This window comes from Arthrobacter sp. 2MCAF14, assembly GCF_052115645.1.
Classification (GTDB): domain Bacteria; phylum Actinomycetota; class Actinomycetes; order Actinomycetales; family Micrococcaceae; genus Arthrobacter.
In genome coordinates, this window is sequence record NZ_JBFRHB010000052.1 from 1 (window position 1) to 22,944 (window position 22,944).

Annotated in this window: 23 protein-coding genes and 2 pseudogenes; 6 read left to right on the plus strand and 19 right to left on the minus strand. The window is 59.9% G+C overall.

The features are described 5' to 3' along the window. The 5 genes and pseudogenes from AB4074_RS22480 to AB4074_RS22500 all read right to left on the minus strand — a co-directional run. Nucleotides 1–206 (minus strand): annotated as a pseudogene (locus AB4074_RS22480) (hypothetical protein); the annotation flags it as partial. Nucleotides 207–284: 78 nt separating this feature from the next. Beyond that, a complete protein-coding gene (locus AB4074_RS22485) occupies nt 285–1,106 on the minus strand; it encodes an ABC transporter ATP-binding protein (RefSeq protein ID WP_441415372.1) in 822 nt (273 codons plus the stop codon). After that, the gene (locus tag AB4074_RS22490) at nt 1,099–2,871 is read right to left on the minus strand and encodes a dipeptide/oligopeptide/nickel ABC transporter permease/ATP-binding protein (protein ID WP_441415373.1); all 1,773 of its coding nucleotides are present in this window, start codon (nt 2,869–2,871) and stop codon (nt 1,099–1,101) included. The genes AB4074_RS22485 and AB4074_RS22490 overlap by 8 nt, the downstream gene beginning before the upstream one ends. Beyond that, nucleotides 2,858–3,922 (minus strand): ABC transporter permease, encoded by a 1,065-nt coding sequence (locus AB4074_RS22495; RefSeq protein WP_441415374.1) that lies wholly within the window; start codon nt 3,920–3,922, stop codon nt 2,858–2,860. Before AB4074_RS22495 ends, AB4074_RS22490 begins: the two co-directional genes overlap by 14 nt. Nucleotides 3,923–3,951: 29 nt before the next feature. Next, a complete protein-coding gene (locus AB4074_RS22500) occupies nt 3,952–5,511 on the minus strand; it encodes an ABC transporter substrate-binding protein (protein ID WP_441415375.1) in 1,560 nt (519 codons plus the stop codon). A 140-nt stretch (nt 5,512–5,651) separates the two neighbouring features. On the opposite strand from AB4074_RS22500, the gene AB4074_RS22505 reads away from it, so the two are divergent. Further along, on the plus strand, nt 5,652–6,653 hold the full coding sequence (locus AB4074_RS22505; protein WP_441415376.1) for an Lrp/AsnC family transcriptional regulator: 1,002 nt from the start codon (nt 5,652–5,654) through the stop codon (nt 6,651–6,653). Between the two features lie 18 nt (nt 6,654–6,671). On the opposite strand, the gene AB4074_RS22510 is transcribed toward AB4074_RS22505, so the two are convergent. From AB4074_RS22510 to AB4074_RS22530, 5 genes are all read right to left on the minus strand, one after another. After that, nucleotides 6,672–7,649, minus strand: a complete 978-nt coding sequence (locus AB4074_RS22510) for a LysR substrate-binding domain-containing protein (protein ID WP_441415377.1) — start codon at nt 7,647–7,649, stop codon at nt 6,672–6,674. A 91-nt stretch (nt 7,650–7,740) separates the two neighbouring features. Beyond that, nucleotides 7,741–9,336, minus strand: a complete 1,596-nt coding sequence (locus AB4074_RS22515) for an ATP-dependent acyl-CoA ligase (RefSeq protein WP_441415378.1) — start codon at nt 9,334–9,336, stop codon at nt 7,741–7,743. A 19-nt stretch (nt 9,337–9,355) separates the two neighbouring features. After that, nucleotides 9,356–9,646, minus strand: a complete 291-nt coding sequence (locus AB4074_RS22520; RefSeq protein WP_441415379.1) for a zinc ribbon domain-containing protein — start codon at nt 9,644–9,646, stop codon at nt 9,356–9,358. Next, nucleotides 9,643–10,782, minus strand: a complete 1,140-nt coding sequence (locus AB4074_RS22525) for a thiolase family protein (protein ID WP_441415380.1) — start codon at nt 10,780–10,782, stop codon at nt 9,643–9,645. The genes AB4074_RS22520 and AB4074_RS22525 overlap by 4 nt, the downstream gene beginning before the upstream one ends. Before the next feature lie 48 nt (nt 10,783–10,830). Beyond that, nucleotides 10,831–12,162, minus strand: a complete 1,332-nt coding sequence (locus AB4074_RS22530) for an MFS transporter (protein WP_441415381.1) — start codon at nt 12,160–12,162, stop codon at nt 10,831–10,833. 456 nt (nt 12,163–12,618) lie between these two features. Between AB4074_RS22530 and AB4074_RS22535 the strand changes: the two are divergent. Beyond that, nucleotides 12,619–12,759: pseudogene (locus AB4074_RS22535) on the plus strand (hypothetical protein); the annotation flags it as partial. A gap of 259 nt (nt 12,760–13,018) precedes the next feature. After that, nucleotides 13,019–13,387 (plus strand): hypothetical protein, encoded by a 369-nt coding sequence (locus AB4074_RS22540; protein WP_441415393.1) that lies wholly within the window; start codon nt 13,019–13,021, stop codon nt 13,385–13,387. A gap of 656 nt (nt 13,388–14,043) precedes the next feature. Here AB4074_RS22540 and AB4074_RS22545 read toward each other — a convergent pair. From AB4074_RS22545 to AB4074_RS22570, 6 genes are all read right to left on the minus strand, one after another. After that, nucleotides 14,044–14,799, minus strand: a complete 756-nt coding sequence (locus AB4074_RS22545; protein ID WP_441415382.1) for a HEPN domain-containing protein — start codon at nt 14,797–14,799, stop codon at nt 14,044–14,046. Then, nucleotides 14,799–15,017, minus strand: a complete 219-nt coding sequence (locus AB4074_RS22550; RefSeq protein ID WP_441415383.1) for a hypothetical protein — start codon at nt 15,015–15,017, stop codon at nt 14,799–14,801. The genes AB4074_RS22545 and AB4074_RS22550 overlap by 1 nt, the downstream gene beginning before the upstream one ends. 98 nt (nt 15,018–15,115) lie before the next feature. Further along, nucleotides 15,116–15,922, minus strand: a complete 807-nt coding sequence (locus AB4074_RS22555; RefSeq protein WP_441415384.1) for a DUF262 domain-containing protein — start codon at nt 15,920–15,922, stop codon at nt 15,116–15,118. A gap of 108 nt (nt 15,923–16,030) precedes the next feature. Beyond that, nucleotides 16,031–17,143 (minus strand): Abi family protein, encoded by a 1,113-nt coding sequence (locus AB4074_RS22560; protein ID WP_441415385.1) that lies wholly within the window; start codon nt 17,141–17,143, stop codon nt 16,031–16,033. Between the two features lie 970 nt (nt 17,144–18,113). Beyond that, nucleotides 18,114–18,833: a hypothetical protein gene (locus AB4074_RS22565; RefSeq protein ID WP_441415386.1), complete on the minus strand. Its 720-nt coding sequence runs from the start codon at nt 18,831–18,833 to the stop codon at nt 18,114–18,116. Nucleotides 18,834–19,214: 381 nt separating this feature from the next. Then, nucleotides 19,215–19,559 carry a hypothetical protein gene (locus tag AB4074_RS22570; RefSeq protein ID WP_441415387.1) on the minus strand — a complete coding sequence of 115 codons (345 nt, stop codon included), beginning with the start codon at nt 19,557–19,559 and terminating at the stop codon, nt 19,215–19,217. Nucleotides 19,560–20,186: 627 nt separating this feature from the next. Here AB4074_RS22570 and AB4074_RS22575 point away from each other — a divergent pair. The 3 genes from AB4074_RS22575 to AB4074_RS22585 are packed head-to-tail and all read left to right on the plus strand — an operon-like array spanning nt 20,187 to nt 21,816. Then, nucleotides 20,187–20,672 (plus strand): hypothetical protein, encoded by a 486-nt coding sequence (locus AB4074_RS22575; protein ID WP_441415388.1) that lies wholly within the window; start codon nt 20,187–20,189, stop codon nt 20,670–20,672. Then, on the plus strand, nt 20,672–21,361 hold the full coding sequence (locus AB4074_RS22580) for a hypothetical protein (RefSeq protein WP_441415389.1): 690 nt from the start codon (nt 20,672–20,674) through the stop codon (nt 21,359–21,361). Before AB4074_RS22575 ends, AB4074_RS22580 begins: the two co-directional genes overlap by 1 nt. Beyond that, nucleotides 21,358–21,816: a hypothetical protein gene (locus AB4074_RS22585; RefSeq protein WP_441415390.1), complete on the plus strand. Its 459-nt coding sequence runs from the start codon at nt 21,358–21,360 to the stop codon at nt 21,814–21,816. The genes AB4074_RS22580 and AB4074_RS22585 overlap by 4 nt, the downstream gene beginning before the upstream one ends. A 217-nt stretch (nt 21,817–22,033) precedes the next feature. Here AB4074_RS22585 and AB4074_RS22590 read toward each other — a convergent pair whose 3' ends face one another. From AB4074_RS22590 to AB4074_RS22600, 3 genes are all read right to left on the minus strand, one after another. Next, nucleotides 22,034–22,312: a hypothetical protein gene (locus AB4074_RS22590; protein WP_441415391.1), complete on the minus strand. Its 279-nt coding sequence runs from the start codon at nt 22,310–22,312 to the stop codon at nt 22,034–22,036. Nucleotides 22,313–22,342: 30 nt separating this feature from the next. Further along, entirely contained in the window at nt 22,343–22,774 is a 432-nt protein-coding gene (locus AB4074_RS22595; RefSeq protein ID WP_441415392.1) for a replication-relaxation family protein, read from the minus strand. Between the two features lie 27 nt (nt 22,775–22,801). Then, on the minus strand, nt 22,802–22,944 hold a 143-nt coding region (locus AB4074_RS22600), incomplete at its 5' end, for a transposase (protein ID WP_441413636.1).

The window sequence follows — 22,944 nt, forward strand, 5'->3', positions numbered from 1 at the left end:
GCGAAGCCCTTCCGTTTCAGCGTGTCCGCCAGCAAACCCGACGCAAAATATTCCTCGAAACGGATCTCCGGCCGTGCGTGGATCGCGTGGCTGACCTCCAAAACAGTGCCCGCAACCCGCTCCAACGCAGTCCGGAGGACATGCTCATCGGCCGCCGAACCTTCACGAACCTGCAGGCCTTCACGAACCTGTATGGCCTCACTCATGTATTTTCTCGATTCTGTTTTCGTTGTGTCCGCCCGCGCCTTGCGTGCGCCTTGCCTGCGCCTTGCCATGAGTTTGGATTAGCATGCCCGTGCTACCAGCTGGGAAGCGCCCTCCCGGGGCCCCGGGTCGATGGAGAAGCCCGGCACTCCGGGAATTGCGCTCAATAGTTTGCGTGTGTATTCGTGCTGGGGATTCCCGAATAGCTCCGACGAGGTGCTGTGTTCCACGACTTCGCCGCGATACAACACGGCCACCTCGTCGCTGACTTGCCGGACTACTGCGAGGTTGTGCGAGATGAAGACCATCGTCAATCCGAGTTCCGCACGCAGACGCGAAATCAAGGCGAGGATTTCGGCTTGGACAGATACATCGAGTGCAGACGTAATTTCGTCCGCTATTACCACTGTTGGTTCGAGGATCAATCCTCGTGCAATCGCAACACGTTGCCGCTGCCCGCCGGAGAACTCGTGGGGGAACCGATGGATTGAGTCGGCAGGCATCTTGACCGTTTCCAGCCAATGCACAATTAGTTCTTGGTGCTTCTTCACGTTGGCTCGGCGCGGGTCGACGGCCTCAGCCAAGGCTTCGCCGATGGTGCACCTTGGATCCAACGACGAATATGGGTCCTGCGGAATCATCTGGACGGCCCGCCTGAGCTGGGAGCGCCGGGCTCCCCGGGCCGAGGTGACACTGACCCCGCCCATTGTCACGCTGCCCGCGGACGGGCGGACCACGCCCACCAGCGTCTTGGCCAGGGTGGACTTCCCGGATCCTGATTCCCCGACGATTCCTACTGTCCGGCCTTTGGGAACGTCCATCGAGATTCCATGGAGAATTTGCAGGGATCCGTACCTTACGTCGAGGTCGCGGACCTCGATCGCTTTCGACTGTTCAGGCATTTACTCCTCCAAAGGTGGCTGCGCCAACGGCTGCTGTTCCGACGGCGGTGGCGCCAACAGCGGCTGCTCCCGCGCCGACGTCGGCAGCTGAGCGTGACGGCGCTTGCCCCGCGAGTGGCGCGTTGATGTCCGGAGTCGCCGCGAGCAGTGACTTGGTGTACGGGTGCTGGGCGCGTGCCACAGTGAGGTCGGCTGCCTTGATCTCTTCCACGATCTCGCCGCGATACATCACGATCACGCGATCACAAATGGCGCGAACCACTCCGATGTCGTGGGAAATGAACATCATCGACGTTCCGTAGTCCCTATTGACTCGTTTGAGCTCCCGCAGGATTTCCGCTTGGACCGTGACGTCGAGCGCCGTCGTCGGCTCGTCAGCGATGATCAGGCGCGGCGCCGTTGAAATAGCCGAAGCAATCATGGCCCGTTGCCTCATTCCTCCCGACAATTCGTGGGGATGTTGCCTGAGCCGCAGTTCAGGCAAAGTCATGTGCACGAGCCGGAACGACTCCAGGATGCGCTCCCGCGCGTTAGCTCGGGTGAAGCCCTTGTGGGTCACCAGTACCTCACTTAGCTGCGTGCCCATGCGGAGGGCGGGGTTGAACGTGGAACCCGGGTCCTGATAGACCAAGGCCACAGCCTCCGCCATTCGACGGTCGGGCACGGCGTGGAGGAGGTCCAATCCATCGATGGACAGCCGGGACGCGCTTGAGGAAAGCCCGTCCGGAAGCAAACGCGCCAAGGCCATGGCCGTCAGCGTTTTCCCGGAGCCGCTTTCTCCGACAATGCCGAGAATTTCGCCGTCTTTGATGCCGAATGAAATCCCCTTGACCAGCGGCACGTCCCCAGCCGAAATCGTCAAATCGCTAATACTGGCAACATAACCGGCTGATTCGTGCGGAACGGGCGCACCAATGATTTTCATCGACGACTGCGCGCGCTTTGTCGATGAGCGCGGATTTGCCGCCGCGGCCAGGCCGTCGCCCACCAGAATGGCGGCGAGTCCAGTCAGGACAATCAGGGCGGCCGGACCTACCATTTGGTACGGCCTCCCCGCGAGGAGCGATGGCAGGGACTCATTGAGCAGCTTTCCCCAGTCATACGCGGGAGATTGGACGCCAAGGCCCACAAAAGACAACGCCGAGATCGCGGTCAGTGTCTGCGCGAAAGTTGACGCGGTGAGAACCAGCAGCGGCTCAGCCATATTCGGCAGCAGGTGCTTGAGGACAATTCTTTGGTTCCTGACTCCAAGGAGCCGCGCGGTGGTGATGTACTCGTTTTGCGACACTTTGGCGGCCAGGTTCGCCGTCAAGCGGGCAAAGTATGGGATGCCGGCCACTCCGATGGCAATGACTGCCGAGGTTCCTCCTGCGCCGAGGATTGCGGCCACGACAAGTGCCAATAGAAGTCCCGGGAATGCAACCAGGCCATCGATCGCCCGGAGGCAAAGCTCCCGCGGGCGGCCTGGCATGAGCCAAACACTGGTTCCTAGCAGCACACCGACCACTACGGCGATCGCAGTTGCGCCTACCGTCATGAGCAGCGTCAACCTGGTTGCTACGAGGCTTCGGAGGAGGATGTCATGGCCCGCGGTATCGGTTCCCAACCAGTGAGCGGACGACGGCGACTGCCGCGGTCCCAGCCGGTCGGCCGCCTCGCTGAAGGCGATCGGTGCCGCAACGGCAATGATGACGACCACCAGGAACAGGGCGAGGCCGAGCATAAGCCCCAGGTTCCAGCGGAAACGGCGGTTACGAAATTCCATGGGAGCCCCCAAGGTTGCGGCGGTCGATGAGCCCGAGGATCAGGTCCACGAGCAGGTTAATGAAAGCGGCGATCATGCCGATGACAATGACCATGCCCTGGATAACCGGGTAGTCACGGTCGAGGATCGCCTTGATAATCCCGGTGCCCAATCCCGGAAGTGCGAAAACCGACTCGATAATGATGGCGCCGCCGATCATTCCGGTGAGGATGAGCCCGCTCAACGTAAGAGTGGTGGTGAGGAGGTTCGGAAGAGCCCATTTCAAGGATTTCTTCCACGCCGGCAGCCGCCACCCACGCGCTGTGCGCATGTAATCGTTCTCAAGGACGACGGCGGTCTCCCGCCTCACGACCCGCGAGATGGTGCAGATCGGGCCCAACGCCAGCGCCGCGACGGGAAGCACGAACGATTCGGCGCCAAGCCGCGGTGCATACGCTGGTGGAACGAGCGGGAACACTCCGACCCCGAGCGCGAACATGACCACGAGGAATGAAGCGGCAACATATCCGGGCACTGAATCCAGGAAGCCGGCGACAACGCCAAAGCCGGCATCGAGCCAACTGCGTCGCCCGCCACGGGTCAGAAGCCCGATGGACATGCCCAGCGGCACTGCGATGAGGAGCACCGTGACAATACCGGCTATCGCGATGGTTGCGGTGAAGGGCAGCCTGCTCATGATGATGGTCGAAACCGGCTGCCTGTACATGAACGAGGTTCCGAGATCACCTGTCAGCACGCTGCCTACAAAGTTGACGAATCGTTGGGCCATCGGCAGGTCGAGTCCAAGCTGATGGCGGATTCGATCGACGTCTCCCTGGTCCGCGTTGGCGCCGGCAAGCCCATATGCGGGGTCGCCGGGGATGAGTTGGACGATAAGGAATGAAACCACTATGAGGGCCAGGAACGTCGCGGCCAGGCTTCCCGCCCGCCGGATGGCAAACTTCAGCCAGGGTGATTTGGCTACAAGGAGTCGCGAGCCGGGCCTTGACCGGGGGCCCGGGGGGCGGGTTCCCGTTGCCAAGGGCATGTGCGCCGTTGAGTATTCGGTCATGGGGAACTTCTTTCCTGATATTCCGGGCGCTACTGGGTGATCCGCAGGGTTGCGGCATCGAGGTAGTCACCGAACGCACGAATGCTGAATCCCTTTGCGGTGACCACGGTGATGGGCAAGGTGGAAAGCGGCACTGCGTCTACCCGCTTAAGGAAGGAAGCCTGGGCCGCCTGGAAAGCGGCGCATCGTTGGTCCTTGTCGACGGCGTTCATGCCTGCACTCAAGGCTGCATAGCCCTCGTCATTGACGACGCCGGTCTTGTTGCGGCCGCCGTTTTCGGCTGCCGGGCCCATGACCCGAAGCAATGACGACGGAATGGTCCCCATCAGGTTGTTGTCGCCCTGGACGTTGATGTCCCAATCGGTGCCGCCCTTGGACGTAAGGCTCGACCAGTTGGCGTTGTCGAGTGAGCTGAGCGTGACATTGGCGCCGGCTTTGCGGAGGACCTCCGCAATGTACTCGTTGCCCTTGGTGAGGAGCGTGGTGCCCACGATTCGAATCTTGGCCCCGTTGAGGGCCTTTGCGGCCGCACCGGCGTCCGTGGCAGTCAGCAGCGATGTGTCGGTGTTGACACAGGCGATTTGCGGGGAGCCCACGGAGAGGATCTTCTTGCCCTGGGAATTACTGACGATATTGCTGAACGCGGTCGGGTCGATTGCTTGCGCCACGGCCTTCCGCAGCTCAGGATGATCGGCGAAGGCCGTGCCCGGGCGTTCATTGAAGACCAGGTACGTGGTGTTGTTCGACGTACTGGTCAGGCGGAAATGGTCGTTGTTAGTGAACCGGTCGACGTTTTCGTCAACCAACACGCCGACGTCGAGACTTCCCGCCTGCAACTGGGTCGCGAGCGTGGAGTAGTCCGTGATCGGTCTGAGGACGACGTTTTTGGCGGGCACTCCCGAGAGCGGCTTCGCGAACTTCGGCCACGCGTCGTATCCGTCGCGCAGCGCGAGGCTATACGAGGATCCCGACTGGGAGGAGGTCAGGCTGTAGGGGCCCGAGAATGCCGCCTTGACCGATCCGATGGCAAGGCCCTTGAGGTCGGCGAGTCCGGCCGGGCAGACGATTCCAGCTTGCGGAATGGACAGGCCCGTGAGGAAGTCCGACCACCCTTTTGAGAGCTTGACCGTAACGGTGCCGGCCTTGTCATCAGGAGTGAACGTGGCCGATGACGAGCCGAACGCCAGGGAGCGTCCGGAGGATCCGGTCGCTGGTGCGGCAAAGCGAGTGAGCGACGCCGCCACGATGGTCGGTGTGATGGGCGTCCCGTCAGCGCACTTGGCGTCGTTTCGGATCTGCAGCGAGTAGTTGGACGCGTCCTTGGCGTCCCATTTGGTGGCCAAGCCTCCGACGAGGGCACCGCCGTCGTCCTTCCGCAGTACGGTGTCGAAGAGCATCGGCGCCACCGTGTAGTCGTCCGCGGAACGGGCAAGCGTGGGGTCGAACGATGACGGATCCGTGCTGAGGGACATGTTCACCGTGTCGGTGGAACTTCCCGCGGTGCTGTTCGCGCTGCCGCCGCAGCCTGTCAGTACGAGTGCCGTTGCAGCGGCGAAAACCGAGACCGTGATAAGCGATCGTTGAGACATGCGTTTCTCCAAAACTGGGGGGGTGTTGCGGAACGAAAACGGTCGTCCCAGAGTAGGGAAGTTCTCGGAATTTAGGGGTTTTTCGGAAATTACGCGCATGGATCTGGCAGATCTAGCCATAGTGAGGCATGATTCTACCCATGGCCGACGCCTTAGATCTCCAAATTATTAGCGCCCTGCAGATCCACCCGCGGGTCCCCTGGGTCCAGCTCGGCAAGATTCTGGCAGTTGATGCGTCCACCATCTCCAGGCGTTGGAACACCCTCTTGGAAGAGAAGCTTGCCTGGATGAGCTGCTACGACAGCGGGGCGTTCGGATCCGCGGAATCTGTTTACGCGATAGTCGAGATTCGATGCGCGGCAGGACACCGCGGTGAGGTCATCGACGGACTTGTCCAGCAAGCATCGATCTTCAGCGTGAACTGCACAACCGGGTCAAGGGATCTCTACGTGATGCTCGTAGCGTCCAGCCTTTTCGAGACCGACCGCTACGTGGACACGAACATCGCCTCGATCCCAGGAATCGTCAGTACAAGCACCCACTTCCTGAGGACCATCTATCATGACTCTTCGAACTGGCGCTTGAACGTGCTCCAACCGGCCCAGGTCGCCGCTCTTGAAAAACTGCGGCCGTCGGCCACCAATGTGGAGCGCAGACCGGCATATAGCGCCGTCATTGCGGCGCTGCGTGACGATCCTCGGCGGAAAGCCGCGGATGTGCAGCTCGAGGTCGGACGGTCCATCTCGGTCGTTTCCCGGGACATCGATGCGATCCTCGCCGCAAGATGGGTGCGGTGGCATGTGGATTTCGCACACCAGCTCATGGGCTGGGCCGCCGCTGCCGTGCTATGGCTGGACGTCAACCGCTCGGACCATGAACGGGTGGTCGCCGCACTGAGCAAGCTCAACCAAGTCCGCGTCTGCGCCTCCGTCACGGGACAGGCCAATCTCTACGTCCTGCTTTGGCTCCACGACCTGGAGGAGCTCGACGACCTTGAGCACAGGCTCACTTCCGCATTTTCCAACGTCCAGATCAGCGACCGTTGGATCGTCCCGCGCATCCCCAAACGCCGCGGGCACATCCTCGACTACGACAGCCGCCACCTCAGCTTCGTTCCGATGGACGGAGAGCCCAGCGAGTGAGCACCGCCGGCATATTTTCTAGGTGCGCGGGCCGTTGATTGCAGTGCCGGCAGGGGCGCTGTTCAGCAGTTCCCGCCGGATCTCCTCCCCCACTTCATGGAGTTTCCCGGCGAACATGTCGGCGTTGGCGGTCAACGGCCTGTCCGCATGGAGCAGGATGCCAACCTGCTGGGCGAGACCCGCGAGGTGCAGTTCGAGCATCTGCAGGCCGGGCTCTGCCCCTGCCATGGACTCCGGCATCAGGGCAAGGAACCCGGCCTCAGCGACGAGCGTCCGCAGGGTGGCCGGGGTCCCTGACTCCACCCGCTGAACGGGAGGTGTCAGGCCTGCACTGCGGAAGTTCTCCTCGAGTTCGTCACGCAGCGGCGTGTTCGCCAGCGGCACTACCCAGGGGTACCCGACAAGGTCCCCCAGTGCGACCTCCGTCATGGCATGCACCGGATGGCCCAAGGCGGCAACAATCCGGAATTCCTCGCGGTATAGCGGGACAAGCCGCAGCCGGGCCGTACTGGGATGGTCCGTGACCCGGCCTACGAGCAGGTCCAGGTCGCCGTTGCCGAGTTCCTGGATCAGGGTTTCGGGCGGCGCTTCCCGGAGCAGGACTTCCACCCTGGGCCTCTCAGCCGTGAATCGGGCCACCGCCCGCGGCAGCAGCAGGTTCGCGCCGGTAACGTGCGCACCGACCCGCACCACGCCGGCCTCGGGGTCGGTGAGTTCATCCACCCGGCGGCGCAAAGTGCCCACATGGCCCACAATTGCCTTGGAATGCTCAAGGCACACCTGCCCTGCCGGCGTGGGTACCATGCGGCGTCCCGTTCGCTCAAACAGTGACGCTCCAACGGCGTGCTCGGCCTCGCGCAAGGCCCGGCTCAGCGCAGGCTGAGTGAGATACAGTTCTTCGGCGGCCCGGACGAGGCTGCCTTGTTCGGCTATGGCAAGCACGATCACAAGGTGGCGCAGCTTAAGGTGGGTGGTCAGCAGCGCCCGCAGGTCCATGTCCTCATCCTACTGGCGCCTGCAGCGTCCCGTGCCGTGAGCAGACGCCACTGCACGGGACACTTCATGGGACAAAGCCGGTATCCCGCGATCAGCGGACAACGGCCGCAGCCGCATGGCGGGGAAACGCAACCTCCCGGTCCCACTGGGAAGCCTCGCGGCCGGCCGCCTTCAGTACCTGTTTGCGCACCTTGCCATTCTCGGTCTGGGGCAACTGGTCAACCACCCGGAGGAAGCGCGGGATGGCGAACGATGCCAACCGAGGAACGCAGAATGCGCACACCTCGGCGAAATCAACCGGCTCCTTGAGGACAAGTGCCGCCATGACCTCGTCCTCGCCCAGCTCCGAATCGACTGCGTAGACCGCAGCGTCCTGGATGGCCGGGTGCTGCCGCAGGACCTGCTCCACCTCAACCGAGGAGATATTTTCGCCCCGCCGCCGGATGACATCCTTGATCCGGTCAACAAAGCGCACCCAACCGTCCTCGTCAATGACAACACGGTCCCCGCTGTGGAACCACAGATCCTGCCAGGCCTTGGTCGTGGCCTCGGGCATGGCGTGGTACCCGGCCGCCATGGCATGGGGCTGGTCACTGCGGATCAGCAACTCACCCGGCACGCCATGGGGAACGGGAACGCCATCGGAGTCAACCACCCGGATTGAGAATCCGGGACGTACCTTACCGACGTAGCCGGGGCGCCACTGATCGGGAGTCGATCCCATCACGGAATTGGTCTCCGTGGAGCCGTACCCGTCCAGCAGCAGCACACCGAACCTTTCACGGAAGGGTTCCACCAGCCGGGCCGGAGTAGCGGGCGAGAGCGCCAGACGGATCCTGTGGTCCCGCTCGCCGGCCGCGGGGTCCTTGCCGGCAAGTATGCCGACCATGGCACCAAGAAGATACGTCACGGTGGCTCCCGCCGAGGACGCATCCGACCAGAATCGCGATGCGGAGAACCGCGGGGCCAGAACGTACTCGCCGCCACATTCGACGGCCTGCATGAACGCGTTAAGGGCGTTGGTGTGAAACAGCGGCAAACAGGTGTACAGCACATCATCAGGGCCAAGCCCCAGCTGGTCGGACATGTTCACCGCCCACCAGTAGAACTGGCCCTGGGGACACAGGACACCTTTGGATACTCCGGTGGTGCCTGACGTGTAGAGGATGGCGGCGGTCTCGGCGGGAGCAGCATCCACGGGTTCTACAGGAGCGCCTTGCCCCGGCATCGGGCGCACGGCGAACGGTGCTGGAAGATCGCCGGGAGGTCCGTCGATGATCCAGACCTCCCGCAAGCTGTGCGGTGCCACCGCGGCAAGATGCGGCAACTGCTCGGCTTCGGCCACCATCAGTGTGGCCTGGGAGTTGTCCAGCACGTGCCGCAGCTGCTCCCCGCGGCTTGCCGTATTCACGGGTACTGCGATCGCACCGATCCAGGCGCAGCCAACGATCAAGTCGAGCAGCTCAGGCCGGTTTGAGGACATCAGTGCCACGGTCTGGCCCCGCTCGATGCCGGCGCCGCGCAGCATGCCTCCAGCGCGGGCAGCGGCTTCCACCATTTCCTGGCTGTCACGGCTGACACCACCACAGCGGAACAGCGGCGCGGAGGGAGCCTTTTTGGCGCGCTCAAGCAGCATCTGCGGGATGGTCAGGGGACGCTGCCGTCGTTCGGCAAGTGTCGGTTTCATGGCTGATCCTCATTCAAGTTCAAGGTAGTGGTATGTATGCGGTGACATCAGTGGCGGCGTAGGGGTCATTGGTGAGGGCTACGTCCTGCCCCGGCTTTGCAGGACCGGTCAGCCGGGCGATAACACTCAGCCCACGGCCGACGCTCAGGGTTGCCAGCACGGTGCCGTCAGACAGCTCAGTGGTCTGCTCAACAGTTCCTTGCCCTGCTTCAACTGGTGAGAAGTTGTCCTCGCCGCAGAACGGGCAGAACAGGCGGTCCGGGAACAGGATGCTCCGGCAATTCCGGCATTCCTGCACAAGGGCGCTCATTTTGCGGCCTCCAAGACGGTCATGGTGGCGCAGGCTCCATAGCGGTAAAGGACCATGCCGTATCCGCTGACCACAGCATGGCGGGCCGCAATCTGCCGCGCCCCTGCGGTGCCCCTCAGCTGGCGTGCTGCCTCAACAAGCCCGTGCATCCCTCCCGCAGCTCCTGCCTGTCCGGCCGAGAGCTGGCCTCCGGATGTATTGACCGGAAGCTCGCGGGTGGCAATGTGGCGCTTAATGAAATTCGCCGGGTCCTCCCGGGCCGGCAGCACGCCAAGGTCTGCCAGTTGCGCAACCACCATGGCAGGGTAATCGTCGTATACGCACGCGAGACCCACATCCTCAGGGCCTATCCCGGACTCTTCCCATCCCGCAGATGCGCAGCTTCGCAAGCCAGTAGCCAGGCCGTCTCCGGCCTGTTGATCGTCGTTGTAGGACGCGCGCACCGTGAGCACCTTTGCCCTAGGTGAGCCGTTTCCGGGGTCAGCCACGAGGACAACCGCGTCAGCGCCGGTCACCGGAGGTACGCAGTCATAGCGGCCTAGTGGTGCGGCGACAACCGGAGCATTGAGATATTCATCCATGGTGAGGGCTTTCCGATAGACGGCGTCCGGGTTGCCCGCCGCCCACTCGCGCTGAGCGATGGCGATACGTCCGTAATCTTCACGGGTGAGCCCCAACGACTCCATCTGCCGGGTGGTAAGCATCGCGAACAGGGCGTTCGGTCCCTTCATCGGCAGCGGCGCGAGGTGATCCTGGGTCGCCCGGTTGTAGCTGGCCACCAGCTGAGCGAACGCGGGCCCGTCCATGAGGTCTCCCGCTGCGAGAACGATGACCTTGGCATCACCCGCTTCGATCGCGCGCACTGCATGCTGGAGCATGCCGCCAGCGCTGGCTCCCCCGTTCGTGTCCTGCATCAACCAGGTCAGCCGAAGGCCCATGCGCCAGGCCAGGTCAATGGCGTGGTCCGGAATGAGCGTAAAGCTTGAGACAGCGAAACCGTCAACGTCACTGGGCTTGAGGCCTGCTTCGCGCAACGCGCTGCGGACAGCACGGGCAATAACGTGGGACGTCGTCGTCCCGTTTTCAGGATGGCGGGTATAGGGCGACTGCCCTGTTCCGATGATGGAGACCGTCACGTCGGGTCCTCTCTTGGGTGGCTGTGGGGCTTCGGAGAAGTCCGCCCCTTAGGACCGGACTTGTGCCGGTTGTCCCGTCGCAATGGGCTGACGGTTGTGCTTTTTCCGGCCAGAGGCGGCCACCGCGATTAGCGTCACCAGCACCATACCGATGAGGTAGAGCGACACGGGAACGGAGGAATTGAAGTTCAGCAGCAACGCCGTGGCGATCAGCGGTGCGAATCCGCCGGCGAAGACCGCCGCGACCTCGTGGGCAATCGCCATGCCGGAGTATCGGACCTCGGCAGAGAACAGTTCATGGAAGAACGCCGGCTGCGTTCCGATCATGGCACCGTGGCAGAGACCGTTGGCAATGAAGAATGCAAGGATCACAACGGCAGGAGCGTTCGAGTCAATCAGGGCAAAGAATGGGAAGGCCATCACGCCCATTCCGACGGCACCGAGGGCGTACACGGGGCGCCGGCCGATCCGGTCCGAGAGGTATCCGAAGAAGATATAGGTGCCAAAAGACGCGAGCATCGATACAGCCACCGCCATCAGCAGGAGGCCCTTGTCCACTCCCACGTGAACGCCATAAACGATGGAGAACGAAAGGAAGATATAGGAGCCGCCATTTTCGGCGACGCGCAGGCCCATGGCAACAAGGATTTCGCGTGGATGGGCGCGCAATGCATCCAGCGCGGCGATACGGTGCTGGGGTCGGCTCTCGCGGGTTTTGGTGAACTCTTTGGACTCGGGCAGCTTAAATCGGATGTATGCCCCCACGCCCAGCAGCACCACGCTCGCGATAAATGGCAAGCGCCAGCCCCACAACATGAACTGGGGTCCCGGCATCAGTTGGGCCAAGTAGAACGCGAGGGAGGAGAGCACGAATCCGAGCGAGATTCCGCCCTGGCTAAATGCCGAGAGCATGCCGCGTCGTGAGGCGTTGGCGTTTTCACTGATCAGCAGGACACCTCCACCCCATTCGCCGCCGGCCGCGACGCCTTGGAGGACTCGAAGGACGATGAGCAGCGCTGGGGCAAGCAGCCCCACCTGGTTATAGGTCGGCAACAAACCCATAAGCGCTGTACTAATGCCCATTATGGAAAGGGTCAGCACCAGTGAACGCTTGCGCCCAAGCCTGTCGCCGATGTGCCCGAAGATGATCCCACCCAGGGGTCGGGCGGCAAATCCGACGGCGAAACCAGCGAAAGCCGCCATGGTCCCTACGAGCGGGTCAGTGCCAGCGGGGAAGAAGAGACTGCCAAAGACGACTGCCGATGCCGTGGCATACAAGAAGAAGTCGTACCACTCGAGGGCGTTGCCCACGAGAGAGGCAACAACGTACCGGCGAACGCCGGGACGTTGCCCTGGCGTTGTGGTCTGGGGGTGGGACATTGTTGCTCCTTAGTGCTGGGACCCGGGCTTTCCTGAGCCCCTCTCCTATGCGGTTTGGGCTTGTGGGTCACCGGGTCGGCCATAGTCGAAAAGCGCGGGATGTGATGCGCATTACGACCGTTGATTCCAGTCTCCCTCCCCCGGCCGGAAGCGTCGAATGCCTATCTCGCCAGGGTCTATGCATGTTCCGGTAAGCCGGGCAAAGACGTGGCAAAAGGTTCCGGCCCCGTGCCGCCTGGTGCCAAGGTCGCAGCCATTGGCCCTGAAAATAACGCGGGGGCCGTCAGGCAATCGCCGCTGGCCTTTTCGGCGGGGTCAACACTCGAGGAGCTTGTCGTGGAACTTAGCGCTGTCAACAACGTACGTCAGACGAGCCCTGCAAGCCTGCTTGCGGTCCTTGCCACGGGCCGGACCAAAGTGGAGGACCTCACTACGCAGCTCTCCGCTGCCGCCCCCGTGGAGTTGCCGGAGCCGGTTGCCAATATCATTGATTTCTCGCTCGAGGAAGTTTCCGCGTACACGGCCAACCATATCCGCGCGTGGGGGTCGGAGCACGGATCCCTGCCGGAGGGCTGGCTCCTGGTGCGAACGGGGTGGGACAACCGCTCCCAGAACCGTGAAAGCTTCCTCAACAAGGACGATGACGGCGACCCCCCGGGCTCACTGTCGAATGCGCCCAGTGGATCACCGAAGAAGCCCCCTTGTCCGGTATTGGCGTGGAAACAGTGGGCATCGATGCCGGCGCCACGTCTGACAGCCGGAGAAAGCGTCAAAGCTTCTCCGGGCTACCTGACCGGCCGACGAGGGCCTGGAAAATGTATTGCACCGGACCCATTTGCCTGCCATCGCACGCGCCATGAACGAATGGCAGGCCAGGAAAGCGCCGCCTTCAGACACAGGAACGAGGACCCAAATGCACAAGGTGCTGATCACAGAAAAGAGAGACACGCACCCGCTCGACCAAGGCCATGTTGCCACCCGATCGATCGACCATGAACAAGTGAAGGACCACGAGCCGCGCGGCACACCGCAGAGGAACAAGGACTACATGCGAAGCATCCGACCCGCGGAAAAGAACCAGCACCGATTTCGCTCAGGTCATGTCGCCAAAGATCTCAATCGCCATGAAGAAGCAGGAAAGCAGCACGGGGCACGCGCCAGCAGAGGAAAGAGGAACCAAAGGCACACGAAACGACTCTCGGAAAGAGAAGCGGAAACCGTTTGATCCTCGTCATGTCGCCCGGACCAGGACCGCCCGTGAACGAGTGATGACCACCCGAACAGCGGACCGCCGAAAGGAAAAGAAGTAGCCGGCCACAGCAACGGCCACCGCCAAAACTCCATAATCTGTACATACCAAAAAAGATGATTTGTACACACTCAGAGGCCCAAAAGGGCCCCTGACATGGGAAAACGTGCCCGAGGTGGGACTCGAACCGGCTTCCGGGCCTTGAAAACACGGGGAAGTCATGGAAACATGCCGAGTACGGTCCAGTCCGGCACCGGTACGGCCCAGTCCGACGGCAAGAGTGTGCACATTGTGCACAGCCCCCCCATTGAGCGGGCCGGGCACCTAACGTCGGACCAAATGACCGAAAATCACCGACGCGGAAGCCTGCCGCAGTGCGCCGCAGTGTTGAAATCGTAGATAGTCCAGTAGATGTAGCCGCCCGCCTTGATGGCGACGCATTCCGACTTCAGCGCAGGAGCTCGGAAACTCGCCGTCACTTGCCTGCACTCGAGGACCACCGGCCCATAAGTTGTCCGAAACATCACCGCGCTTCCCGACTGGCCGCATGCGAGACCGGAACCGACCGCTACTCCGCCCGATGAGTCGAATCAAGCCAGCAACCAACACGATGATCAGCGCTCCACCTGTCCCTAGATCCAAGCCGCCGGGGTGCTGTTGAGCGCAGAGATCCGGTCAGATACGGCGTTCTTCAGAAGCGAATCGATGGCCAACGAGAGTGCCTCGAGAAACGCAATCGTCTCCGAAATTTCTCGGGCACCGATCGGCGGAGCCTGACTGGTATGGGCGCAGATGTTTCTCCACGAAAGTATCGAGTCCAGCTCCTTGTTTGCGCTAGGAATCGACTTGTGATTGGGGTCTAGAAGCAAGTGGGCTGCCCACAGCGGAGCGAACTCCTGCTCTATCTTGTTCCAGCAACCCGGAATACCCAGGAGCGTGAAAATATCTGCAACTGTTTTCGGGCTCGGATTGGACTGCGTATCAATGGCATGATCTCCCCAGATCACGTCGTTAGTGATGCGCCGCGCGACATCCTGCACGTCATGCTGGATGTCCACTAGTCGTCGCTCCACACCATGAACCGTCTTTTGAACTGCCGCTGCGATGTTCCTCCTCATGATCATCACCTGGAGTTCAATGTCAAGCTGAGACCGAGCGATTGGTGGCTGCGCGCGTGCATACATTTGAAGGGTGCGTTCTGCCGCACCCTTCAGGAACTCTTCAAAGCGGGCAACGCAAAGAACGATGGCACCCGATGTCGCAGCAGACAAGATGTCTACTCCCAGCCCGAAACTCTTGAGCTTCTTAACGTCCATAGAGCCTATCTGAACCACCGCGCCGAGTTCTTTCGCGGCTTGCAGAGATCCGTGGAATGCAGCGAGTTCCATTACGCAGATGCCACGGCTTCTTGAACCATTTCGGCCACCATAGAGATTCTCGTGCGAACAAACCGCGGCGTGTTGGTTTGAGAAGCTATCGCATGTGCAAACTCTTCATCAGCAAACAACTTGAGCATTCCCAGCTTGATGGCCTCAGATCGACTCGCCAGAGCTGTCACGCTAAATGGTTCGACCGCGATCATTTGCGCGTCGAAGAGAGTGGCCAAGACTTGACGCCCTATCCTGTTCGATTTCGGGTCAAATCTTCGAAACGCCAGCTTGCCGAATCCGGCCGCAACCTTGTCAGTCGCATCCCGAAAGTCGCCTATGCGCCGCTTCCGTTCCCCGCCTTCATATGATGATTCTCCGCAAGAAATGTGTTCATGGCCCCACCAAGAGAGCCTGCAAATTTCTCCCAGGTATCGCGGAGGGTTAGATAACGCAGAACAAGCTCCACGTCGCGCATCTGCTGCCATATTGCCGCCTTTGCCTTGCCTGTTTCCGTCAGTCCCAGAAGCTCAGTGAACTTCGGGTAAGCCGACGCTTCGACGATGTCGTCGTTCAGCGCCCCAGCAAACGTGACGTTGCGGACCTCTTGGGCATTCAGCCGCACGCCACCTGTGTTAAGCCTCTGGAAGACGTGGTACTTGATAAGCGGGTCGGAAAGTCGCAGGAGGATAATCGCCCTCAGACTCGCACGCGTCTGAAGGACAGACTGAAGTGACGCATCCAATTCAGAGAAACGAAGGCCGTTGGCTTCGCTGAAAATTCCTAGGCCTTGGAGCTCAAATTTGTCCGTCAAGAACTCAGATACCGTTGTGAGTCGCTGCTTGCCGTCAATAATCGAGTACTGCCCGTACTCATCCTCGTTCAGAAAAACAGGTGGCAGGGGAACGTTCATCAAGAACGACTCAATCAATAAAGACCGCCTTTTTACGTCCCAGCGATCCCGCCGCTGAAATGCCGGGCTTAGGTCAATTCGCCCGTCCGCCACCAAACCAGCAATGGTCTGAAGGTTGTAGTCCAGAGTAGTCGTGATGAGGTCCCGCTGCGCTTGAACCCAGCGGTCCTTTGTAACGTCGACGGGCTCATCAGTTTCAAATCCCAGTTTCGACAACGATGCTTCAGTCATTCGACAAGCATAGAGCGGTCGCTCGCCATGTCTGTCCCACGCCTCACGCCTTTTCTGTTCACGCGCTGCTGCTCCAAAGGCGCAGCCGGTTTCGGCTCCTCAGTATCACTAGGGCTGTTCGAGCTCCGCCAACGCCTTCGACGACTGCAATCCAGAGACGGCAACGTAACGCTGCCGCCGCACCCAAGCACTTCCGCGGCCAACACGATGGTTCACGAGCGGGCTATCTAACGTTACGTGTCCTCGGCTCCGCCCCTCGTCATCAGGCCCGGTGAGAAGGAAGAGCTGATATTCGTTATCCGTCCAGCCGAGGTTGCGCCAGTTTTTAACTATTTCCGGAAGGTCCTGCTCAGAACCAGATCTCATTCGTCGACCGATCTCTTCAGACGTCCAAGCGACGTGGTCCAGGCGCTCCAGTATCTTGGGAACTTCGCTCTGGACCGCGTTGCTTGCATAAAAACCGATATGACTCACCTGCGTAAAGAATCGCCCAGGCTGGCAGATATATGCTGCATTTTGCTCATAGAACGGCCACTCCTCACGCGCGGGCAAGATGACTGCTATGGACTCGGCTGCTCCAGGCCGGTCATCCAGAAGGCCTGGCACTCTGCATAGATGCGAGACCCACTGTTCCAGAGCCGGGTCAATCCAGCTGAGCAATTCCATAGCCTGCTCATATCGCTCCTCTAGCGGAAGATCGAAGATTGCTTGATGATGGGCGACCCGGTTGCGCAGGTTCCTCAACGCCAGAACATTCTTCCGCACCGTCTCTCTCTTGAATCCCGGCCCCCTATTTGGAAAGGCGTAGACGAGATGGCGTCGGAAGAGTTGCTCGTACGAAGGCCCAAAGACCGCGTCCCAAATGCCGAAGGCCATTGAAGAGAGCACCTTGTCACGCGGAGCTGCTGTCGCCTTATTTCCCAGATGCCTCCAGGCTGTCCTGTGGAAATCGAGGTCGTGATCAGTCAGGAACGCCGGACTGGCAAACCACCATCCATGCCGAACAGCGACACGGGCACTCTCCGTTATTTCCAGAGGCTTGAGAATGTTATCTACTGCGTTCCTCAATGCAACTTCAACATGCGAGATGAGCTCGAAGAACGCGGCGGATACGGAAATGTTCCACTCATACAGTTCCCGCGCAGCGTCTGCGTCGTGATTGGCCGCCACCATGTATTCATCGAACCGGCGCTGTGTAATCCACGGCACTAGATCGGTCATGCTTCCGCGCTCTTTGTTCCCTGGGGCGCTACACTGAATATAGCGCCCCAGATCGGCCTCTGATCCCTAGCAGATTACGCCGCTGGGGCGCTCTCTTAGTAGTTGGCGTCGTCCGGGCGTGTCCCAGTTCGGTTTCCGGAGCGTTTCAACCACCACCGACGATGCACCCTATTTATTTATGGGTGAGTCGGCAGACACCTGAGTGCCCGAACTAGAGAAGTAACAGCCAGCCGCGAAGGATTCCATCGCATGAACCTAGACCAGCCACGAAAATACGACGATCGGCTGTCACCTCTTAGCGATGACGGCTGAATTGCCCCGGTCGCCGCGGTTGTTAAATCTTGAAGGGCGCACCGGCTTCATGGTTGATCCATTGTTCAGTCTGGTTGCTGCGTGTAAGACAAATGATGCCAAAGTCAGTGTCGTTGAGTGACGCGTCAATTTCTTCTAGTCCACGAGTCCCAGCCTTAATCTCCTGGCTAATGAACGTCGTGACTACGGGATCAAATACATCCCTACCGCATCAGAGACAGCTTTGCCTACATGACGACTGTTCTTCGACCAACTAATGAAGACTCTAATGCCGTCCCCGATCACCTTCCGCCGACATGAGGGTCAACATCAAAGGCTATGCGGCCTTCGACCTTTCGACTACGAAGATACTCACGCCGATTGAGTTCCGCTCTTCTTCAGTTAGAGGAACTGGGGTAGTTACGCGAATCAAACCGCCCTCTTCGATGGACACCCCCGAACCCCACACTCTGTCCTGGGACACGAGGTAACGACTGATCGTGTTCATAATCGTATCTGGAATCGGCGGCTCATACTGAGGGTGAGGGACGAAAGCCCTGCTGCTACGTCTGCATCTAAAGCAGCCAGCTCTTTGATATTGACCGGGGCGAAATGAATCAGCTTGTAGGGTGGTTGCCATTGCTCAAATAATGCGGCAATGGCGGTGTGGGAGCAAGAGCTAAAAGCGGCCGTAAACCTTGGGCTCTTTTTTCCAGGTCGGCGACTTCGACTTCTGTCTGGAAGCAACAAAGAACCAAATCAAGCACACGAGCCAACCGAATGCGCCAAACCCCTGAGTGGTAGATGGCATAAAGGGATACAGCAACATAAAGGCAAAGAAGCCGAAACCAGTCATGAACTGGCTAAATGCCCAGAAGTCGCGGCGCTTATAGGACATCTCCACCATTTCGGCGCGCTGATCCGCAAGGCGTGCCTGCAGCGCAGGCACCTCGGCGGCACCATCTGTCACAAGCTGCAGCTCGACCCATTCGTCCTTCCGGAGTAGAGCCGGGGTAAACGTGACGCTGTTTCCCTTGTGTTCAAGCTCCACCGTGGTGCCCAGACCCAGCGCATCATGAATGGCAGCACCAATCAGCTTTGCTTTTGAAAATGAAACTGTCACCGCGCCGTCGAAGTCCCTGCCCAGTATCTCCTCTTTACCGCGATTGCCGAAACGAATGACGTTGAGGAATGGATGCTTCGCTTCTTCACCCTCACCATGAAGTAGCTTCAAGGCAGATCCGTCCATCCCTACGGCCAACAGCGGCGTCTGAGAACGTAGCTGCCATGCCGGATTGACTTTGCGCCGAGTCCACCGGGGGACATAGAACCCCGCAATTATGCCGGCGACGCTGAGGGCGACTCCGAACCAGATATTGTCCGCTAACCATTGATTCACCTCGCAAGGCTATAAGACGGTTGAATGTTGCACGGCAAAAATGGGCCGTGTCGCATGCAAAGAGCCGCCCTTTCGGAGCGGCTCTTCTAGGTATCTGACGGAGTCCTACACTCTGCCTATCAACAGCACTACGCTAAACGCCCGGTCGGCTGTCTCGGGGCCCACCGATAACAGGGGGATCGCGTGTCCACCCGACAGAGCCAACTGCAGCGGCTGGTTGTTGGCGTCGATGAAGGCGCTAGTGAGGGCATTGGGCGTGAGGCTCGCCTTCGTGTAGACGGAGAAGCCATGTGCGTCCTTATATGGTGGCGGTTCGCTCCGGGGGCGTTAGCCCATGGTTCGTAGAACCATGTTCTTCTTCAGTACTTCCTTCTTTAGTAATTACTCGTAGAGGGTTACCCGTGCTCGGGAAACCAGAGCACGGTAATCAGAGCACGGCTCCTCCCTCAACACGGTGGCGCCAGCCGTGAATTTGCCGTTGTCGTTGCGGAGTGTCTCGCGCTGGAGGTAGCCGGCCGCTTCGAGTTCCTTGAGCGCCGCGGCCACGGCGGTGCGACCTTCGCGCAGCTGAGCCATCAGCCCGCGTTCAGTGATGGTCCAGGAGTCGGGCTTGCTCATGAGGAAGTAGAAGAGACCCTTGGACTTGAGCGACAGTCCGGGATCGTTGGCGGCGACATTAGAGATCGTGGTGTAATTGGCGTTCTTGACGCTGCGGATGAGGCTCATTGCACGTCCGCGAGGTAGCCCATCGCCTCTAATTCAGTCGCCGCGTGTCGGACGGACACTTCTTGCTCACGCAATTCCAGGGCAATGCCTTTGATAGTGGCGTGCGTCGGATCGACCATGAGCAGCAGATAAGCATAACCCTTTGGCGCTTAGGCTCAGGTCATTTCTTTGATTTCGGCCGGAATAATGGCCGATGTTTTGGCAGTACTTACTTTCAAATAGAACCTCCTTTGTTGTCTGGGAGGCCAAGTCACTCTACTTTGAGAGTAATGGCTAGATCCACCCTAGTCAGGTTTGAGAGTACGGCGTCATTCCTGTGCTCTCATCTTATTAGGAATTTATGATTATGCGCCACAAGCGCGATAATGCAATAGCCGAAACGTGGCGTCGGAGTACCTGGACCGTACAAAGAGATAAGCACTCGCGTCTTACCGAGAAAGGGGCTGCACACTGCCTAGCTCCCCGTGCCATCTGGGAGCTTTTTATTATCCACAGGTGTATAAGTGGGCGCACAACACCTCCCTGCGGTAATCTTCCTTCGAAGTGCAAACGTGCTGGGGGCTAGAGCGGCCAGTCCGGGCCTTCGATTCATCCGGCCACAAGGCACTTTTGAAAGGCAACATCTTGTTGAGCACCGAACAGCCCGTTTCGCCAACCCCTGGTTCCAACCGGAACAAACTCTTGATCATCATTGGCGGTGCGGTCGTTCCGCTCCTGGCAATTATCGCCATCGCAGTGTCTTCCCAGGCCATACGGGCTGGCCAGGAAGCCGACGCCAAGGCCAGTGCAATAGCCAGCGCGTCGGCCATGTCTGCGGCTTTGGACGCCGCTCAGAAAGCCATCGACGACCAGCGCGCGGCTGACGCCACGGAAGCCAATACCGTATGCGAGAAGCGGCTTCTTCAGAAGCACCCGACAGCCACAGTTCTGTCAGGCAAGACCAACTCCACGTACAGGGCATCTGATGGCAGCTACGACACCACGGGCGGCTACACAGACGCGCCGGCCGGGAACTCTATCCCGATGCAGTTCGTCTGCTCGTCGGCCAAGGGCAGCGGCACAAGCTGGACTGTGTTTCTGAAGTCTGACGGCCACGGGTCGTTGGTTCCCTAATGGGGATCTATCCTCAAAAAGTCGGCATCACATCCGGCGTGGACCATGGAATTAAGCGAATAAACCTCGGGCAGAAGCTGGGAATAGCGACTATTAGCGTTAGCCTCCCAGTGATAGTCATCTCCGGTTCCAGCCTGTTACAGGGCGCTACCGCCGACCAAGCGCCGAACGCCGCCGAATGGCTAAGCGCTATCTCAACATTCTGGGGAGCCATAGCAACAGCTTTCGGTGCTCTTCTGACCGGCGGCGCCCTCATCTATGCCGCCAGGACGTACGAGAAGCAGCGGGAAGACCGGCATGCAGAACTTCTGGAACGGCGTCGATCCCAGGCAGTGTCCGTTTCCGTTCGTCGGCTGACCGGCTTACTTTTGGACCAAACCGCAGTAGAGGTGGTGAATAGCAGCAACCTAGCAATCCATAACGTGAGGATATTCTGCCTCGATCCAGATGGGGGCGTACTTGAGGATGGCCAACCGTATGTTCAAGATGTCCTGATCAATGATTTTCGCAAAGAGTTTGGCGAGGAACTCCAATTTTCCTCCGCTTACGCTGAATTCACCGACGCTGGCGGTGTGCGATGGATTCGCACCTCAAAAGGAACTCTGTTTGAGAAGGGAAAGGAACCGGAGGGCTTTGATCCTAGAGAGATCGGTCGCGACGCTCGGGCAGCGAAAGTTGTTGTCCAATGACGGAAGTAACTGACTGGATCGGCGCCGTGGGCAGTGCTGTAGGCGCAATTGGCACCGCCGGTGCTCTGCTCCTCGGCGTGCGGGTTTACTCCCGCCAAGAGAAGGATCAGCGGCGCCGCCAGGCCGCAGCTGTCACAGTGGGGCACCGTCAAGACAAGAACGTCATGTCGGGACCGATCCCCCGCCCGTATGTGCAGAATCGATACTTCATTCGCAATGACAGCCAGCTACCGATCTACCGTGTCCTGCTCTATGCCGGCCCGCCTGATGAACGAAAACATGATATCCGCGAGGTACTAGCTCCCGGTGATGAGGCTTCATTCCTGATGCCCAGCACAGACTTCCCGGCGATCGCAAAATTCGTAGACAGCGCCGGCACGGCCTGGCAGCGCAATGGCTCAGGCCGGCTGACTGAGATCACCCACAACCTTGGCCAGCCTTGGCCGATGGATTAGACGGTCGAAACTACTCCAGGTCGTAGTAGATCTCAGAAATGTAAAAGTCTCTGAAATCACTGAATCCGAGGCCTCCCGAATCCTCGCGCGCCGCAGTCATACAAGAGTGGCCACCTGCCTCGGATCACTTTCATTCTCGATGAAGTACAGATCTCCAAGCTCGACTCGCTCCCCGGCGTCGTCGTCGATGGCTGTGAGTTCCAGTAGTAGTACGGCATTATCCGGCCAATCCCTTGATGCCCTTCCCGCAATCCAGACACTTCCTACTGCCATCCATCCACTTATCGAAGTCACCGTGCTCGCAATCCGAAATGTCCATTTTCAAATCAGCGAGCGTATCCGGGTCGCAACCTTCTCGAATCGCATCTACGACTGCCACGTCCATGGCGCACTTCATCAAGTTGGGAGTCTGCGGGGGCAGTGAGAATTGCCCGTGCACATAGACACGGTTCGGATCTTCATCGCGGGCCAATGCTCGCCAGTCATAGGTCGGCATTTGCTGTCCTTTCGGTTTGTTCTTGGCCCCTCATCGAGGCACGGATGATTTTCTCGACGGTCTCCTCGAATAGCACGATGGAGAAGAGCTGCCGCTCTCCCAGCTAGTCGATGATCCGCTCGATGTATCGGTAGCGCTTTCGCCGTGCGCGGTCCAGATAATCGACGAAAAAACGCCGCGTTTGGCTTCGTCCCAATGCCCTGAATCAATCGCCTTCAGGTAGGTCCGCATTTGCTGGGTCAGCTGGGATTCGTTTTCTCCGCTGTTTCTGGCTTCGCCGCCGCGATCCACTTCGATGCAGAAGCGTTTAGAACCAGTCTCCACATAGGCGTCCGGCCGGAGTTTGATCACCCCGACATGATCGTGACTGGCAGGTTCGGGCCAGTAGTGGATCTTAGAATTCATGCCGGCCAGCCGTGCCTGCTCCGCCAGTTGGACGTACATTTCGGTCACGTCCAGCACGTGGAGATTGGCTGCCCGTTTACCGGCTCATCGCATTTGAGGGTGTAGCCGGGGTCTGAATCCGCCGGTCTCGAGGAGTGATCGGGCGATGTAGTTGGCAAGGTTCCGGAAGCCGAGGGCGGAGCCGCGGAGGTGTTCGAGCCTGCCATTGAGCGCTTCCGTGGGGCCGT